This window comes from Pseudomonas paraeruginosa (assembly GCF_003025345.2).
In the GTDB taxonomy this organism is placed as follows: Bacteria; Pseudomonadota; Gammaproteobacteria; order Pseudomonadales; family Pseudomonadaceae; genus Pseudomonas; species Pseudomonas paraeruginosa.
In genome coordinates, this window is record NZ_CP020560.1 from 179,890 (window position 1) to 197,399 (window position 17,510).

15 protein-coding genes are annotated in these 17,510 nt (G+C 67.5%); 11 read left to right on the plus strand and 4 right to left on the minus strand.

Translation table 11 applies throughout. From position 1 onward, the window contains the following. The first annotated feature begins 73 nt into the window (after positions 1-73). From B7D75_RS00840 to B7D75_RS00865, 6 genes are all read left to right on the plus strand, one after another. The gene (locus B7D75_RS00840) at positions 74-1,225 is read left to right on the plus strand and encodes an efflux RND transporter periplasmic adaptor subunit (protein ID WP_079262223.1); all 1,152 of its coding nucleotides are present in this window, start codon (positions 74-76) and stop codon (positions 1,223-1,225) included. Further along, on the plus strand, positions 1,222-2,292 hold the full coding sequence (gene triB / locus B7D75_RS00845) for a triclosan efflux RND transporter adaptor protein TriB (protein ID WP_043104195.1): 1,071 nt from the start codon (positions 1,222-1,224) through the stop codon (positions 2,290-2,292). The genes B7D75_RS00840 and triB overlap by 4 nt, the downstream gene beginning before the upstream one ends. Then, positions 2,289-5,336: a triclosan efflux RND transporter permease subunit TriC gene (gene triC / locus B7D75_RS00850; protein ID WP_107113650.1), complete on the plus strand. Its 3,048-nt coding sequence runs from the start codon at positions 2,289-2,291 to the stop codon at positions 5,334-5,336. The genes triB and triC overlap by 4 nt, the downstream gene beginning before the upstream one ends. Positions 5,337-5,534: 198 nt before the next feature. After that, a complete protein-coding gene (locus B7D75_RS00855) occupies positions 5,535-6,473 on the plus strand; it encodes a LysR family transcriptional regulator (RefSeq protein ID WP_041025268.1) in 939 nt (312 codons plus the stop codon). A gap of 115 nt (positions 6,474-6,588) precedes the next feature. Continuing rightward, a complete protein-coding gene (locus B7D75_RS00860; protein ID WP_011979196.1) occupies positions 6,589-6,774 on the plus strand; it encodes a hypothetical protein in 186 nt (61 codons plus the stop codon). A gap of 585 nt (positions 6,775-7,359) precedes the next feature. Further along, positions 7,360-8,694 carry an OprD family porin gene (locus B7D75_RS00865; protein WP_107113651.1) on the plus strand — a complete coding sequence of 445 codons (1,335 nt, stop codon included), beginning with the start codon at positions 7,360-7,362 and terminating at the stop codon, positions 8,692-8,694. Between the two features lie 28 nt (positions 8,695-8,722). Here the strand turns inward: B7D75_RS00865 and B7D75_RS00870 are convergent, their stop codons facing one another. Then, on the minus strand, positions 8,723-9,520 hold the full coding sequence (locus B7D75_RS00870; protein WP_003155775.1) for an AraC family transcriptional regulator: 798 nt from the start codon (positions 9,518-9,520) through the stop codon (positions 8,723-8,725). Positions 9,521-9,597: 77 nt separating this feature from the next. Between B7D75_RS00870 and B7D75_RS00875 the strand changes: the two genes are divergently transcribed. The 5 genes from B7D75_RS00875 to B7D75_RS00895 all read left to right on the plus strand — a co-directional run bounded on the left by B7D75_RS00875 (position 9,598) and on the right by B7D75_RS00895 (position 15,716). Then, positions 9,598-11,214: a gamma-glutamyltransferase family protein gene (locus B7D75_RS00875; protein ID WP_107113652.1), complete on the plus strand. Its 1,617-nt coding sequence runs from the start codon at positions 9,598-9,600 to the stop codon at positions 11,212-11,214. Positions 11,215-11,876: 662 nt separating this feature from the next. Next, positions 11,877-12,713 (plus strand): outer membrane protein OmpK, encoded by an 837-nt coding sequence (locus B7D75_RS00880; protein ID WP_003102209.1) that lies wholly within the window; start codon positions 11,877-11,879, stop codon positions 12,711-12,713. A 243-nt stretch (positions 12,714-12,956) separates the two neighbouring features. Beyond that, the gene (locus tag B7D75_RS00885; RefSeq protein WP_011979202.1) at positions 12,957-14,363 is read left to right on the plus strand and encodes a uracil-xanthine permease family protein; all 1,407 of its coding nucleotides are present in this window, start codon (positions 12,957-12,959) and stop codon (positions 14,361-14,363) included. A 92-nt stretch (positions 14,364-14,455) separates the two neighbouring features. Further along, positions 14,456-15,121 (plus strand): TetR/AcrR family transcriptional regulator, encoded by a 666-nt coding sequence (locus tag B7D75_RS00890; RefSeq protein WP_011979203.1) that lies wholly within the window; start codon positions 14,456-14,458, stop codon positions 15,119-15,121. A 4-nt stretch (positions 15,122-15,125) separates the two neighbouring features. Further along, on the plus strand, positions 15,126-15,716 hold the full coding sequence (locus B7D75_RS00895; protein WP_011979204.1) for an IMPACT family protein: 591 nt from the start codon (positions 15,126-15,128) through the stop codon (positions 15,714-15,716). A 4-nt stretch (positions 15,717-15,720) separates the two neighbouring features. Here the strand turns inward: B7D75_RS00895 and siaD are convergent, their stop codons facing one another. Genes siaD through siaB form a run of 3 tightly spaced genes read right to left on the minus strand, consistent with a single transcriptional unit; the run spans position 15,721 to position 17,504 of the window. After that, the gene (gene siaD / locus B7D75_RS00900; RefSeq protein ID WP_011979205.1) at positions 15,721-16,548 is read right to left on the minus strand and encodes a biofilm formation regulator diguanylate cyclase SiaD; all 828 of its coding nucleotides are present in this window, start codon (positions 16,546-16,548) and stop codon (positions 15,721-15,723) included. A gap of 6 nt (positions 16,549-16,554) precedes the next feature. Next, positions 16,555-16,935 (minus strand): biofilm formation regulator SiaD modulator protein SiaC, encoded by a 381-nt coding sequence (siaC, locus tag B7D75_RS00905; RefSeq protein WP_003150848.1) that lies wholly within the window; start codon positions 16,933-16,935, stop codon positions 16,555-16,557. Positions 16,936-16,961: 26 nt separating this feature from the next. Continuing rightward, positions 16,962-17,504 (minus strand): biofilm formation regulator kinase SiaB, encoded by a 543-nt coding sequence (gene siaB / locus B7D75_RS00910; RefSeq protein ID WP_011979206.1) that lies wholly within the window; start codon positions 17,502-17,504, stop codon positions 16,962-16,964. Positions 17,505-17,510 lie beyond the last annotated feature (6 nt).

Sequence of the window (17,510 nt, forward strand, 5' to 3'; positions counted from 1 at the left end):
CTAGAATCCCTGCCAATTCTGGGAGTTTCCGGCCGGTTCGGCCGGTATCTGTATGGTTCGCGAAGGGGAAGGCATGTCAGACGCCAGAGGCGCTTTTCATTGCAAACGTCACTGGCCACGGATGGCGCTGCCGGCCATCCTGTGCGCCAGCCTGCTGGCCGGCTGCGGCGCCGAGCCGCCCACCGAGGAACGCACCCGCGTGCTGGCGCAGACGGTGAAGCTGGCCGAGTTCGCCTCGGCCACCTCGATCACCGGCGACATCCAGGCGCGGGTGCAGGCCGACCAGTCGTTCCGCGTCGGCGGCAAGATCGTCGAGCGCCTGGTCGATGTCGGTGACCACGTTGCGGCTGGCCAGGTGCTGGCACGGCTCGACCCACAGGACCAGCGCAGCAACGTGGAGAACGCCCAGGCGGCGGTCGCCGCGCAGCAGGCGCAATCGAAGCTCGCCGACCTCAACTATCGGCGGCAGAAGGCGCTGCTGCCCAAGGGCTACACCAGCCAGAGCGAGTACGACCAGGCGCTGGCCTCGGTGCGCAGCGCGCAGAGTTCGCTGAAGGCCGCCCAGGCGCAGTTGGCCAACGCCCGCGACCTGCTTTCCTACACCGAGCTGCGGGCCTCCGACGCCGGGGTGATCACCGCCCGCCAGGCCGAGGTCGGCCAGGTGGTGCAGGCCACCGTGCCGATCTTCACCCTGGCCCGCGACGGCGAGCGCGACGCGGTGTTCAACGTCTACGAATCGCTGTTCAGCCACGACGTCGAGGGCCAGCGGATCAGCGTCAGCCTGCTCGGCAGGCCGGAGGTCACCGCCAGCGGCAAGGTCCGCGAGATCACCCCGACGGTGGACGAGCGCAGCGGCACGCTGAAGGTCAAGGTCGGCCTCGACGCGGTGCCGGCGGAAATGACCCTCGGCAGTGTGGTCAATGCCAGCGTCGCCGCGCCGGCGCAGCACAGCGTGGTACTGCCCTGGTCGGCGCTGTCCAAGCTCGGCTCCCAGCCGGCGGTGTGGCTGCTCGACCAGGAGCGCAAGGCGCGCCTGCAACCGGTACGGGTGGCGCGCTACGCCAGCGAGAAGGTGGTCATCGCCAGCGGCCTGGAGGCCGGCCAGACGGTGGTCACCGTCGGCGGCCAGCTGCTGCACCCGGGGCAGGTGGTCGAGGTCGCGCAGCCGCCGCAGCCGACCCAGACCACCGCCAGCCGTGACGCCCTCGGCGGAGGCCAGCCATGAAGCCGGTTGTCCTCGCCAGCCTGTTCGGCTGCGCCCTGTTGCTCTCCGCCTGCGGCGACGAGCAACCCTCGGCGCCGCCGCGACCGGTGCTCTCGGTGACCGTGAAGACCCTGAAGAACGATGACCTCGGCCGCTTCGCCGGAAGCATCCAGGCGCGCTACGAGAGCGTGCTCGGCTTTCGCACCAATGGACGGATCGCCTCGCGCCTGTTCGACGTCGGTGACTTCGTCGGCAAGGGCGCGCTGCTGGCGACCCTCGACCCCACCGACCAGCAGAACCAGCTGCGCGCCAGCCAGGGCGACCTGGCCAGCGCCGAGGCGCAGCTGATCGACGCCCAGGCCAATGCCCGGCGCCAGGAAGAACTGTTCGCCCGCAGCGTCACCGCCCAGGCGCGTCTGGACGACGCGCGGACCCGCCTGAAGACCAGCCAGGCCAGCTTCGACCAGGCCAAAGCGGCGCTGCAGCAGGCCAGGGACCAGCTTTCCTACACACGCCTGGTGACCGACTTCGACGGTGTCATCACCACCTGGCATGCCGAGGCCGGGCAAGTGGTCAGCGCCGGCCAGGCGGTGGTCACCCTGGCCCGGCCCGAGGTGCGCGAGGCGGTCTTCGACCTGCCCACCGAGGTCGCCGAGAGCCTTCCGGCCGACGCGCGCTTCCTGGTCAGCGCCCAGCTCGACCCGCAGGCCAGGACCACCGGCAGCATCCGCGAGCTGGGTCCGCAGGCCGACGCCTCGACCCGCACCCGCCGCGTGCGCCTGAGCCTGGCGCAGACGCCGGAGGCGTTCCGCCTCGGTTCGACCATCCAGGTCCAGCTGAGCAGCGCCGGTAGCGTGCGCAGCGTACTGCCGGCCAGCGTGCTGCTGGAGCGCGACGGCAAGACCCAGGTCTGGGTGATCGATGCGAAGCAGTCCAGCGTGGCCCTGCGCGAGGTACAGGTGCTCAGCCGCGACGAACGCCAGGTGGTGATCGGCGGCGGCCTGGTCGATGGAGACCGGGTGGTCAGAGCCGGGGTCAACAGCCTCGAGCCCGGGCAGAAGATCAAACTCGACGAGGATGCGCGATGAAGGGCGGTTTCAACCTGTCGGACTGGGCCCTGCGCCACCAGTCGCTGGTCTGGTACCTGATGGCGGTATCGCTGGTGATGGGCGTGTTCTCCTACCTCAACCTGGGCCGCGAGGAAGACCCCTCGTTCGCCATCAAGACCATGGTCATCCAGACCCGCTGGCCGGGCGCCACGGTGGACGACACCCTGGAGCAGGTCACCGACCGCATCGAGAAGAAGCTCGAGGAACTGGACTCGCTGGACTACGTGAAGAGCTACACGCGGCCCGGCGAATCGACGGTCTTCGTCTACCTCAAGGACACCACCAAGGCCGGCGACATCCCGGACATCTGGTACCAGGTACGCAAGAAGATCTCCGATATCCAGGGCGAATTCCCCCAGGGCATCCAGGGGCCGGGTTTCAACGACGAGTTCGGCGACGTCTTCGGCAGCGTCTACGCCTTCACCGCCGACGGCCTGGACTTCCGCCAGCTGCGCGACTACGTGGAGAAGGTGCGCCTGGACATCCGCTCGGTGAAGGACCTGGGCAAGGTGCAGATGATCGGCGCACAGGACGAAGTCATCTACCTCAATTTCTCCACCCGCAAGCTGGCCGCCCTCGGTCTCGACCAGCGCCAGGTGGTGCAGAGCCTGCAGGCGCAGAACGCGGTGACCCCCTCGGGGGTGGTCGAGGCCGGCCCCGAGCGCATCTCGGTGCGTACTTCCGGCAACTTCCGTTCGGAAAAGGACCTGCAGGCCATCAACCTGCGGGTCAACGAGCGCTTCTACCGGCTGTCCGACCTGGCCAGCATCAGCCGCGACTTCGTCGATCCGCCGACCTCGCTGTTCCGCTACAAGGGCGAGCCGGCCATCGGCCTGGCGGTGGCGATGAAGGAGGGCGGCAACATCCTCGAGTTCGGCGAGGCGCTGAACGCGCGCATGCAGGAGATCACCGGCGAGCTGCCGGTGGGGGTCGGCGTGCACCAGGTGTCGAACCAGGCGCAGGTGGTGAAGAAGGCCGTCGGCGGCTTCACCCAGGCGCTGTTCGAGGCGGTGGTGATCGTCCTCATCGTCAGCTTCGTCAGTCTCGGCCTGCGCGCCGGGCTGGTGGTGGCCTGCTCGATTCCGCTGGTGCTGGCGATGGTCTTCGTGTTCATGGAGTACACCGGCATCACCATGCAGCGGGTTTCCCTCGGCGCGCTGATCATCGCCCTCGGCCTGCTGGTGGACGACGCCATGATCACCGTGGAGATGATGATCACCCGCTTAGAGCTGGGCGACTCGCTGCACGACTCGGCGACCTACGCCTACACCTCGACGGCCTTCCCGATGCTCACCGGGACCCTGGTGACGGTGGCCGGCTTCGTGCCCATCGGGCTCAACGCCAGCTCCGCCGGCGAATACACCTTCACCCTGTTCGCGGTGATCGCCGTGGCCCTGCTGCTGTCTTGGATCGTCGCGGTGCTGTTCGCCCCGGTGATCGCCGTGCACATCCTGCCCAAGACCCTCAAGCACAAGTCGGAGCAGAAGAAGAGCCGCATCGCCGAGCGTTTCGACAGCCTGCTGCACCTGGCGATGCGCCGGCGCTGGACGACCATCTTCCTCACCGCGCTGCTGTTCGGCGTGTCGCTGTTCCTGATGAAGTTCGTCCAGCACCAGTTCTTCCCGTCTTCCGACCGGCCGGAACTGCTGGTCGACCTCAACCTGCCGCAGAACAGCAGCATCCACGAGACCCGGGCGGTGATGGACCGCCTGGAAGCGACGCTGAAGGACGACGAGGACATCGATCACTGGAGCGCCTACGTCGGCGAGGGCGCGATCCGCTTCTACCTGCCGCTGGACCAGCAGTTGCAGAACAACTTCTATGGCCAGCTGGTGATCGTCACCAAGGACCTGGAAGCCCGCGAGCGCGTCGCCACCCGCCTGCGCGAACGGCTGCGCAAGGACTACGTCGGTATCAGCACCTACGTGCAGCCGCTGGAGATGGGGCCGCCGGTGGGTCGGCCGATCCAGTACCGGGTCAGCGGGCCGCAGATCGACAAGGTCCGCGAATACGCCATGGGCCTGGCCGGGGTGCTCGACGGCAACCCGAACATCGGCGATATCGTCTACGACTGGAACGAGCCCGGGAAGATGCTCAAGATCGACATCGCCCAGGACAAGGCGCGCCAGCTCGGGTTGTCCTCAGAGGACGTGGCGCAGATCATGAACAGCGTGGTGACCGGTAGCGCGGTGACCCAGGTGCGCGACGACATCTACCTGGTCAACGTCATCGGCCGCGCCGAGGACAGCGAGCGTGGCTCGCTGGAGACCCTGGAGAGCCTGCAGATCGTCACTCCCAGCGGCACCTCGATCCCGCTCAAGGCGTTCGCCAAGGTCAGCTACGAGCTGGAGCAGCCGCTGGTGTGGCGCCGCGACCGCAAGCCGACGATCACCGTGAAGGCGTCCTTGCGTGGCGAGATCCAGCCCACCGACCTGGTCGCCCGCCTGGCCCCGGAGGTCAGGCGCTTCGCCGACGGCCTGCCGGCCAACTACCGGATCGAGGTGGGCGGCACGGTGGAGGAGAGCGGCAAGGCCGAGGGCCCGATCGCCAAGGTGGTGCCGCTGATGCTGTTCCTCATGGCGACCTTCCTGATGATCCAGCTGCAGAGCGTGCAGAAGCTGTTCCTGGTGGCCAGCGTCGCGCCGCTGGGGCTGATCGGGGTGGTCGCGGCGTTGCTGCCGACCGGCACGCCGATGGGCTTCGTGGCGATCCTCGGGATCCTCGCGCTGATCGGCATCATCATCCGCAACTCGGTGATCCTGGTGACCCAGATCGATGCCTTCGAGAAGGACGGCAAGACGCCCTGGGAAGCGGTACTGGAAGCCACCCACCACCGCACCCGGCCGATCCTGCTGACCGCGGCGGCGGCCAGCCTGGGGATGATCCCCATCGCCCGCGAGGTGTTCTGGGGACCGATGGCCTATGCGATGATCGGCGGCATCGTCGCCGCCACGCTGCTCACGCTGATCTTCCTGCCGGCGCTGTACGTCGCCTGGTACCGGATTCCGGAGCCGGGACGCTGAGCGCGGCGGAAAGGGAAAGGGGCGTCGCCGTAGCAGAGTCTGTGCGGGGGGAAGGAAGGCGGGCGGCGGGTGGGCCATCCGCCCCGACGCCGGGCAGGGTATGCCCGGCGTTGCTACGGCGACGACGGCCAGTATAGGCAGCCCGGCGCCGCGGAAAATCCGACCAATTTACGAATCTGTTTTGCAACCGAGGTAACAGTGGACACATTGCAAGGCATGCGCGTGTTCGCCAGGGTGGTCGACAGCGGCAGCTTCACCTCCGCCGCCCAGGCCCTGGACCTGTCCACCGCGCAGGTGTCGCGGCTGATCTCCGACCTGGAGGCGCACCTGCAGACGCGCCTGCTGCACCGCACCACCCGGCGCCTGGCCCTGACCGAGGCCGGCGAACGCTACCTGGAGCGCTGCCGGGCGATCCTCGCGGACATCGAGGTCGCCGAGGCCGAGGCCAGCGGTGCGCACATCCGCCCCTGCGGACGCCTGCGCGTGCAGTCGCTGATGGGCCTGGGGCAGCACCACCTGGTGCCGATGATCGCCCGCTACGGCGCGCTGTTCCCCGACGTGGTGATCGAGCTGACCCTGTCCCAGCGCAACCCGGACATGCTCGAGGAAGGCCAGGACGTGCTGATCACCGGCGAGCGCCAGTTGCCCGACTCGGAGTTCGTCGCCCAGCGCCTGGGCAGTATCCACAGTGTGCTCTGCGCCAGCCCCGGCTACCTGCAGCAACGCGGAGTGCCGCGTTCGGTGGACGAACTGGAGCAGCATGTCTGCCTGCGCCTGCAGGACCCGGCCTATCCGGAGGGCTGGCTCTTCGTCGACGAGCAGGGCGAGCGCACCGTCAGCCCGCAGAACACCTTCATGGTCAATGTCGCCGAGGTCATGGCCCAGGCGGCCAGGGCCGGTCTGGGCATCGCCCTGCTGCCCAGCTACGTGGCCGCCCCGGCGCTGCGCAACGGCGAGCTGCGGCGGGTGATGCCCGGCCACACCATGCATGAACGGACCATCTATGCGCTGTATCCGTCGCGGCGCTACCTAGACGCAAAGATCCGTACCTGGGTCGACCTGTTGCAACAGGAATTGCCCCAGGCATTCGCTCGCGACGAAACCACCATGCAAAGTTCAAGTTACTGGGCGCAATGAGGGATTATTGTTATTGAGGTAATACTCTCTCGTCTGTTTGGCTATTTTTCCGACCATGGCGGTTAACTAATATGGCTCCCGTCCCAAGTGAAAAGGGTGTCATCGGAGACCCGCCATGAATCGCCAGATCCTTGCTGCCGCCGTACTCAGTCTGTTTTCCCTCGCATTTTCCCAGGTCGGTTTCGCCGAAGAGTCCTCGCTGATGACCAACCGCATGGTCGACGCCAACCAGCAGGCCATCGAGCACCAGCAGGAACTGTCCGCCTCCGCCGCGCCGGCCGAGACCCGCCGCGACTCCTGATCCAGTGCATGGCGCCGGGCGCGCCATGGCTTCCCCCGGGTACTCGGGAAGCGTGAGCCTGGGTACCCTGTCCTTGCGCCGCATACGATATGCGGCGTTTTTTTTGCCTTTCCGAGCGCCCGGATAATTCTTGCAAAATATGTAAAGGACTTTCGTTTGATAGCGGGGTTTTTCCAATAATGGCGGAAAAATATAATCGGGCCAGCTCAATGGATAATTATCGCCGGCTGTAGACGATTATCCGTTCTGTTTGCCTCGATCTCGCCAACCGAAGAGCGGGACGTGAAAAACATAATGCCCGATGAGTCGAAGAGACTTTCCATAGAAGAGTCCGACTGCGTTCCAACCGGTTTCCAGTGTCCGGTACATACACTGGAAAGACTTCCCGACGCCGAACCTTGATTGCTCCTATTCGACGTCTTCTCAAGGCCGCTGCTACCAGCGGCCTTTTTTTTCGGGTTGCGCCCGCCTGGGCGCCCCGTGGGAGCGATCGCCCGCGCGACGCCGCCAGAAGCGCCGCCGGAAACACCACAACACCTTTCCGGCCCTGCCGGATTTCAACACGCTGTAAAAGGAGCAACCGCAATGAGGAATCTGTTCGCCTTGACGCCATTGGCGCTGGCGCTGTTCAGCGCGCCTGTCGCCTGGGCCGATGAGGGGGAAGCCGAAGAAGGCTTCATCGAAGGCTCCAGCCTCCAATTGCTGACCCGCAACTACTACTTCAACCATGACCGCCGGCACGCTTCCGGGCACGACAGCAAGGAATGGGCGCAAGGCTTCATCGCCACCTTCCAGTCCGGCTATACGCCCGGCGTGGTCGGTTTCGGCGTCGATGCCTACGGCATGCTCGGGCTGAAGCTCGACGGCGGCGGCGGTACCGGCGGCACCAGCATCCTGCCGATCACCGCGCCGAGCAAGGAAGGCTACGAGTCCGGCAAGGCACCCGACGAATTCTCCAGCGGCGGCGCGGCGCTGAAGATCCGCGCCTTCGACACCGAGCTGAAGCTGGGCGACCAGTTCCTCGGCAACCCGGTGGTCGCCGGCGGCGAGTCGCGCATGCTGCCGCAGACCTTCCGTGGCGTGAGCCTGACCAACAACAGCTTCGAGGACCTGACCCTCACGGCCGGCCAGGTCAGCTTCACCAAGTACTACAACCAGAGCGGCCACCGCCGCCTCGGCTCGTACTACGGCGAGCTGCCGGAGAACCGCGACAGCCACCACCTCAGCTGGCTGGGCGGCACCTGGGGCGGCATCGAGGGCTTCACCAGCAGCCTGTACGCCGCCGAACTGCAGAACGTCTGGAAGCAGTACTACGCCGACGTCGACTACACCTACGAGATCGACGAGGACTGGTCGCTGAATCCCGGCGCGCATTACTACAAGACCGTAGACAGCGGCGACTCGCTGCTCGGCCGGATCGACAACAACACCTACAGCCTGCATTTCGCGGTCGGCTACAGGCAGCACACCGTCACCGCGGTGCTGCAGAAGGTCAACGGCAACACGCCGTTCGACTACATCAACCAGGGCGACAGCATCTTCCTCGACAACTCGCAGCAGTATTCCGACTTCAACGGCCCCAACGAGAAGTCCTGGAAGCTGCAATACGACTACGATTTCGTCGCCCTCGGCATGCCCGGCCTGACCGCTTCGGCTTCCTACTCGCGCGGCAAGCTGGACCTGACCCGGGTCGACCCGGACAGTCCCGGCTACGGCGGCTGGTACAGCGCCGAGGGCAACAACGCCAAGCACTGGGAACGTGACCTCGACCTGCAGTACGTGGTCCAGGGCGGTCCGGCCAAGGACCTCTCGCTACGCCTGCGCTGGGCGACCCATCGTGGCACCGGCGGCTACAGCGCGGTGGACAACGGCATCGACGAGTACCGGGTGATCGTCGACTACCCCGTCGACGTGTTCTGAGCCCGGCGCGCCGGGCCTCTCGCCGGGCTCAGCGCTGCCTGAACAGCTCGCCGGGCGTGAAGCCGAAGAGTCCCTTGAAGGCGGCGATGTAGGCCGAGGTCGAGTCGTAGCCGCTGTCCAGGGCGGCGCCGGTGACGCTGTCGCCGGCCTCCAGCGCGTTGAGCGAGGCGAGCAGGCGCTGGCGCTGGCGCCAGAGCCGGTAGTTCATCCCGGTCTCGCGCTGGAACAGGCGCGACAGGGTCTTTTCCGAGGTGCCCAGGCGCTGCGCCCAGTCGCCCATGGTCAGGCTCTGGGTCGGTTCGTCGATCAGTGCCTGGCACAGCCGCAGCAGGCGCGGCTCGCGCGGCATCGGCAGGGAGAAGGCGACCTCCGGCAGCAGCCGCAGCTGGTCCAGCAGCACCTGCACCAGCCGCGACTCGGCGCTGTCGCCCTCCGGGTAGTCCACCGGCAGTTCGCAGAAAGACTTGATCAGCTCGCGCGCCAGCGGCGTCACCTCCAGCACCCGGCAGCGCGTGGGCGCCCAGGCGCAGGCGTCGCCACGGATGTACAGGCTGCGCATCTCGGCGCGGGTGGAGGTGACCACCTCGTGTTCCAGTTGCGCCGGAATCCAGATCGCCCGTTGCGGCGGGGCGAAGAAGCTGCCCTCGGCGGTATGCACGCCGAGCACGCCGCTGATGGCGTAGGAAAGTTGCACCCAGGCGTGGTGATGGCGCGAGGTCCAGGAACCGGCGCGCAGGCTTTCCGCGCGCGCATAGACTGGTCGTGGCAGGCGTGCGAGGCGGGGAATGGGGCGGTGGAGTTCCGCGGGCTGTCCGTTCATCGTCATGACTTGGCGTCGTGTCGCTAGTCGGCAGAGTCTGGCAGGGCTAACCTGCCGCCTCAAGTTTCCCGGAGCCCACGCCGATGCTCGACTTCTCCGCCCACGCGCTTCCCTACGCCTCGCAACGTTCGCCGGTCCATGCCCGCCGTGGCATGGTCGCCACCTCGCAGCCGCAGGCGGCGCAGGTCGGGCTGGAGATATTGCGCCATGGTGGCAACGCCATCGACGCGGCGATCGCCACCGCCGCCGCGCTGACGGTGGTCGAGCCGACCGGCTGCGGCATCGGCGGCGATGCCTTCGCCCTGGTCTGGACCCGCGGCCGCCTGCACGGCCTGGACGCCAGCGGGCGCGCGCCGGGCCTGCTCGACCGCGAGCGGGTGCGCGCTGCCGGTCATGACAGGATGCCGCTGTACGGCTGGACCCCGGTCACCGTGCCGGGCTGCCCGGCGGCCTGGGCCGAACTGTCGCGGCGCTTCGGCAAATTGCCGTTCGGGCAGTTGCTGCAACCGGCGATCGAGCTGGCCCGCGACGGTTTCCCGGTCTCGCCGGTGATCGCCCGCCTGTGGCAGGGCGGCCTGGACAAGTTCCGCACGGCGCTGCCGCAACGGCCCGAGCTGCGGGCCTGGTTCGACGAGTTCCTCATCGACGGCCGGGCGCCGCGCGCCGGCGAGGTGTTTCGCCAGCCGGGGCAGGCCGACACCCTGGACGAGCTGGCGCGCAGCCAGTGCGAAAGCTTCTACCGCGGCGAACTGGCCAGGACCATCGCCGGCCACGCCGAGCGCAGCGGCGGCTACCTGCGCCTGGACGACCTGGCTGGCTACCGGGCGCAGTGGGTCGAACCGATCGCGCTGAATTACCGTGGCTACGACGTCTGGGAGATCCCGCCGAGCGGCCAGGGCCTGATCGCCCTCATGACCCTGAACATCCTCAAGGGCTTCGAGTTCGGCGAGCGCGATTGCGCGCAGACCTGGCACCGCCAGCTGGAGGCGATGAAGCTGGCCTATGTCGATGGCTTGCACTACATCAGCCAGCCGCGGTCGATGCGGGTCTCGGTCGAGGAACTGCTGCACGAGGACTACGCCGCCAGCCGCCGCGCGCTGATCGGCGCGCACGCGCTCGACCCCACGCCCGGCCAGCCGAAGCCGGGCGGCACGGTGTATCTGGCCTGCGGCGACGAGGAGGGCAACCTGGTCTCGTTCATCCAGAGCAACTACCACGGCTTCGGCTCCGGCGTGGTGGTGCCCGGCACCGGCATCGCCTTGCAGAACCGCGGCGCCGAGTTCAGCCTCGACCCGGACCACGTGAATTGCCTGGAGCCGGGCAAGCAGACCTTCCACACCATCATCCCCGGTTTCCTCAGCAAGGACGGCATACCGCTCGGCCCGTTCGGCGTGATGGGCGCCTACATGCAGCCGCAGGGCCACGTGCAGATGGTGATGAACCTGGTGGACTTCGGCCTCAACCCCCAGGCCGCCCTCGACGCGCCGCGCTGGCAGTGGCTGGGCGGGCTGCGCGTCGGCATCGAGCACGCCGCGCCGCGCGCGCTGGCGACGGAGCTGGCGCAGCGTGGGCACCAGGTGGAGATCGCCTACGACTCGACCAGCTACGGGCGCGGCCAGATCGTCCTGCGTGACCCGGTCAGCGGCGTGCTCTGTGGCGGCACCGAGCCGCGCACCGACTCGCAGATTGCGGTGTGGTGAGGGACTCATGTGGGTGAGGCGGGCAGACCCGTCCGGCGGATAACGCCCGAGGCGCATCCGCTCTGCGGATGGCGAAACAGGAAGTCCCGGTGGGCATGAGAAGCAGCCAGGCTACGCGGTGCTCACGCGCGCTCCGCTACGCAACATCGAGGGTGTCATGACACCGGAGCCTTGCCGGCCCTGGCGAATCTATCCCCGGGCGTCCCGAAACCCGACGAAAAGCCCCATTCGGGGATGAATTCCGCCCGCCGTCTCTGGCATCATCCGCGCCGCTTCTCGCCCGTCTGCCGGGGCGGCGATGTGTAGAAACACCACGCACTTTTTTGTGTACAAAAGTCTGCTGATTCTTTTTGTCACAAATCGTTTTTGTGTATCCAGTTTTCTTCGCGCTGCCCACCCGAGTCGAGCACGCCCCTCCCGGCCACGCACCAGCGCAAGGCAAAAGCTGTCCTTGGGGTCAGGTTTTTGCCGTCGTAGAGAGGTTGGAGGCACTTCGCCGCCTTTGTCCAAAACACTGAAAAAACAGGCGTTCCCTTCGCCGCAGGAAACCCGGCGAAGCGTCCGCGCCGTCTTGGCTTCGTTCTTGCTATCCATGGCGAGGCCTGACCGCTCGGACAGGTTCGCCCACTAGAAAAAAAGCTATCCACTCCAGGAGCGTTTCAATGAGCCGCACACTCGCCACCGTGATGCTAGCCGGGGGGCTGCTGGCCGCAGGCCAGGCCGTCGCCGAAGACCATGACATGACGCCGACCCACGAGACCGACTCGGGGCCGCTGCTCTGGCACAACGAGAGCCTGACCTACCTCTACGGCAAGAACTTCAAGATCAACCCGCCGATCCAGCAGACCTTCACCCTGGAACACGCCAGCGGCTGGACCTGGGGCGACCTGTTCATCTTCTTCGACCAGATCAACTACAACGGCAAGGAAGACGCCAGCAACGGCAAGAACACCTACTATGGCGAGATCACTCCGCGCCTGAGCTTCGGCAAGCTGACCGGCGCGGACCTGTCCTTCGGCCCGGTGAAGGACGTGCTGCTGGCCGGCACCTACGAGTTCGGCGAGGGCGACACCGAGGCCTACCTGCTCGGCCCGGGCTTCGACCTGGCGATTCCCGGCTTCGACTACTTCCAGCTCAACTTCTACTACCGCAAGCCCGACGGCAACCGCGTGCGCGCCGGCGCCTGGCAGATCACCCCAGTGTGGTCCTACACCATCCCGGTAGGCAACTCCGACATCCTCATCGACGGCTACATGGACTGGGTGATCAACAACAAGAGCGCCAGCACCAGCCGCCGCAACCAGAGCGACTACCACGCCAACCTGCACTTCAACCCACAGGTCAAGTACGACCTGGGCAAGGCCCTCGGCTACGAGCCGAAGCACCTGTACGTGGGCCTGGAGTACGACTACTGGTCCGACAAGTACGGTGTGAAGGACTCGCAGTACTTCACCACCGACCAGAACACCGCCAGCTTCCTGGTCAAGTACCACTTCTGAGTTCGTGGCGCGGGGCTCCGGCCCCGCCCCGCCAGCGCGCCCCGACATTGCGCGCCGTGCTTCGGCACGGTGCGCGGCGGTCACCTCCGTCGCCCTTGCGTTTGTCTATCGTTGCCTGCTCGACCCGCGCCGGGCGTGCCTTGCAGCCTGAGCGGCAGGAATAAGCTGATCACCTGGACAGCTTCTTGCAGAAGCCGTGCATCCTCCTCGCCGCCCGAGGAGCGCCACCCTGAGACGGCCCCGATGCACAGCGAAGAACAACGCCCCCACGACCTCATCTACGGCCTCGACGACCGGCCGCGCCCGCTTCCCGCCTTCCTTGCCGCGCTACAGCACGTGCTGGCCAGCTTCGTCGGCATCGTCACTCCGCCGCTGGTGATCGGCTCGCTGCTCGGCCTCGGCGAGCACCTGCCGTACCTGATCAGCATGGCGCTGACGGTTTCCGGCGTCGGGACCCTGATCCAGGCGCGCCGGCCGTTCGGCATCGGCGCCGGGATGATCTGCCTGCAGGGCACCAGCTTCGCCTTCCTCGGCGCGGTGCTGGCCGCCGGCATGCTGGTGAAGCAGCGCGGCGGCGGTCCCGAGGATATTCTCGCGATGATCTTCGGCGTGTGTTTCTTCGGCGCCTTCGTGCAGATCGTCCTCAGTCGTTTCCTCGGTCACCTGCGGCGGGTGATCACGCCGCTGGTGACCGGTATCGTCATCACCCTGATCGGCGTCAGCCTGATCAAGGTCGGCATCACCGACCTCGGCGGCGGCGCCGGGGCCGCCGACTTCGGCGCGCCGGCCAACCTGGCGCTGGGCGCGCTGGTGCTGCTGAGCATCGTCCTGCTGAACCGCTCGCGCCTGCCCTGGCTGCGCCTGGCGGCGATCGTCGGCGGCCTGGCGCTGGGCACCCTGGCGGCCTGGGCGACCGGTGTGTTCGTGCCGCGGCCGCTGCCCGAGCTGCCGCTGCTCAGCCTGCCGCAGCCGTTCCGTTTCGGCTTCGCCTTCGACTGGATGGCGTTCCTGCCGGTGGCGCTGATCTACCTGATCAGCAGCATCGAGACGGTCGGCGACCTGACCGCCAACTGCATGCTCTCGCGCCAGCCGCTGGACGGGCCGAAATACCTCGAACGGTTGCGCGGCGGGGTGCTCGGCGACGGCGTCAGCTGCCTGCTGGCAGCCACCTTCAGCGCCTTCCCGAACACCACCTTCGCGCAGAACAACGGGGTCATCCAGCTCACCGGGGTGGCCAGCCGGCACGTCGGCATCTACATCGGCGGCGTGTTGCTGGCGCTCGGCCTGTTCCCCTGGATCGGCGCGATCCTCCAGCAGATCCCCAAGCCGGTGCTCGGCGGCGCCACCCTGGTGATGTTCGGCAGCGTCGCCGCCGCCGGCATCCGCATCCTCGGCCAGACCGCCATGGATCGCCGCAGCGTGCTGATCATCGCCGCCTCGTTCGGCGTCGGCCTCGGCGTCGCCGCCCAGCCGACCCTGCTCGACCAGATGCCGGCGGTGGTGAAGACCCTGTTCGATTCGGCGATCACCAGCGGCGGCGTCACCGCCATCCTGCTCAACCTGCTGCTGCCCGAGGAGCGTGTTGCCCAAGCGCCGCTGGGCAGCCCGGAGGGCGGCGCCCTGGCGCGCTGGCGCAAGCCGCTGGGTTGATACGCGCGTTTGCAAATTTTTCCACCCGCGGCTTGTGTGTCCCGGCCGCGCTGGGGTATCAACGCGGGGACCTCGTCGATGGAAGCCGCCGCATGACCCTGACAGTGCCCGCCCACGCCCCGGACGCCCGCGACAAGCCAGCCGGGCGCATTCGCCAGAAGAACGAGGAAGCGATCCTCGCCGCGGCCGAGGAGGAGTTCGCCCGCCACGGCTTCAAGGGCACCAGCATGAACACCATCGCGCAGAACGTCGGCCTGCCCAAGGCCAACCTGCACTACTACTTCGGCAACAAGCTGGGCCTCTACACGGCGGTGCTGAGCAACATCCTCGAACTCTGGGACGGCACCTTCAACACCCTCGGCCCCGGAGACGATCCGGCCGAGGCGCTGGCCGGCTACATCCGCGCCAAGATGGAATTCTCCCGCCGCTACCCGCTGGCCTCGCGGATCTTCGCCATGGAGATCATCAGCGGCGGTGAGTGCCTCACCGCGCACTTCAACCAGGACTACCGCAGCTGGTTCCGCGGCCGTGCGGCGGTCTTCGAGGCCTGGATCGCCGCCGGGCGGATGGACCCGGTGGATCCCGTGCACCTGATCTTCCTGCTCTGGGGCAGCACCCAGCACTACGCCGACTTCGCCACCCAGATCGGCCTGGTCACCGGACGCAAGCGCCTGTCGAAGCAGGACTTCGCCGCCGCGACCGAGAACCTGGTGCGGATCATCCTCAAGGGCTGCGGCCTGACCCCGCCGGCGGCCTGAACCGATGCCGAGCACCCTGCAAGGCCTCGCCGAGTTCCGCGAGGAGATCCGCAAGAGCCGTTTCCACACCATTGCCGCGCCGGTCGCCGACGAAGGCGCGGCGCAGGCGTTCATCGCCGCCCACCGCGATGCCTCCGCCGGGCATAACTGCTGGGCCTGGAAGTGCGGCGCGCAGTACCGCTTCAGCGACGACGGCGAACCCGGCGGCAGCGCCGGACGGCCGATCCTGGCGGCCATCGAGGGCCAGGACATGGACTGCGTGGCGGTGCTGGTCAGCCGCTGGTTCGGCGGCATCAAGCTCGGTACCGGCGGCCTTGCCCGCGCCTATGGCGGCGGCGCGGCCAAGTGCCTGCAGCAGGCACCGCGCCGCGAACTGGTCGAGCGTTGCCGGGTGCGCTTCGCCTGTGCCTTCGCCGAGCACGCGCTGCTCAAGGCGCGCAGCCTGGCGCTGGGTGCGCGGGTGGAGGAGGAAGAGTACCGCGCCGATGGCGTCGGCCTGGTCCTGGAATTGCCCGCGGCGCGCTTCGACGAGTTGCAGGCGTTGCTGGTGGACCTCAGCCGCGGCCAGGTGCGGCCACAGCGGCTGGAGGCCTGAGCGCTCAGCGCGCCGGAGCCGGGCGCGGGCTGGCCGGGGTCGCCGGGACGGCGGCGAACACGCATTTGTCGCGGCCGCTGCGCTTGGCGTCGAGCAGCGCGGCGTCGGCGCGGTTGACGGTCTGCGAGTAGGTTTCGCCGATGCGATGCTCGGTGACGCCGACGCTGGCGGTGACGCTCAGCGCCTCGGTGCCGACCCGCACCGCCAGGGTCCGCACGCTGTCGCGCACGCGTTCGAGCACCGGGCCGGCGTCCTGCAGGCGGGTCTGCGGCAGCAGCAGGAGGAATTCCTCGCCGCCCCAGCGCCCGCACAGGTCGTATTCGCGCAGCTCTGACTCCATCGCCCGGGCGATCTCCACCAGCACCCGGTCGCCGCTGTCGTGGCCCCAGGTGTCGTTGACCTGCTTGAAGAAGTCCACGTCGAGCATCGCCAGCACGTAGCTCTGGCCGTGGCGCTGGGAACGCTCGTTCTCTTCCCGCAGGCGCTCGAGCAACATGCGCCGGTTCGGCAGGCCGGTGAGCGGGTCGCGGATCGAGGCTTCCTTCAGCGCCAGGTTGAGGTCGCGCATCATCTGCTGGTAGCGGTCGGAAATCCGCGCCACCTTCTCCAGGCGCCGCAGTTGCTTGTGGTAGCGCTCGGACAGCGTCAGGTTCTGCTCCCGCGCCATCGACTGGAAACCGTCGGAGATCCGCGCGATGCGTTCCAGCCGCACCAGTTGTTCCAGCGACTGCTGGCGCAGGCGGCCCAGCGCCTCGTGCAGCGGATGCCCATGGAAGCGCGGGTCGGCCAGCAGGCCGTCGATCCAGGCGTCCAGTTCGCGTTCGCGGCTCATCGTCGGCTACTCGTCGTGGGCCTGGATGGCGAAGGGGAAGCTGCAGTCCTCGCGGAACTCCTCGGCCAGCTCGGCGACCCGTTCGTTGCGCCGGTCGTAGTGCCAGCGCAGGTCGATGGCGCGGCCGCCCTGATGGGCTTCCTCGAGCAGGTCGAAGATGTCCATCATGGCCTTGATCGAACTGGTGTTCAGGTACAGCAGGCGCAGGTCCAGTTCCAGCGGACGGCGCTCCTCGGCGAGGAAGCGCTCGACCCAGTCGATCACCTGGCCGAATAGTTCGTAGGAGTTTTCCGGGTAGGAGTCGCCTTGCATGGACAGGCGTCCGGCCTGCCAGTCGCCCTGGATGGCGGGCGTGGACTGGGTGCCGGGTATGTGCAGGTCACTCATGATGGTGTTCTTCCTAAAACACGGGGTCAGATCACGGCGCGCAGGCTGAAGAAGGCGCGCCCGTCGGGCTGCTCCTTCAGCGATGCGGCCAGTGGTTCGCTGGACTTGCGGGCGATGTCCAGCAGGCCGAGACCGGCACCGCTGGCGCTGCCGCTGTCGCGCGGGCGGCGCAGCTGCTCCTTGTAGGCGGCCTTGAGGGCGGCCTTGTCGAGGTTGGCGATGGCCTGGATGCTCTGCACCAGGCGCTGGCCGTCGTCGCGTTCCACCAGGTTGCCGGCGGAGACCACGTAGTGGCCGTCCTCGTTGCGGGCGATGGCTACGGTGGCCGCCGCCTCGTGTTCGCCGTAGCCCTTGAGGTTGGCGTAGTGGCGGATGTTCTGGGTCATCTCGATGTACACCGCGAACACGTCCATCGCCTCGCTCGGCTTGGCCTGCTCGGCGTGCAGGTAGTTGCGCAAGGCGTGGCCGATCTCCTCGATCAGGCTGCGCGAGATCGGTCCGTTGAAGCAGAGCAGGATGCGTTGGCGGGTGTAGCTTTCACGCATGGCCAGCAGGTCTAGCGTTTCCATGGGTGC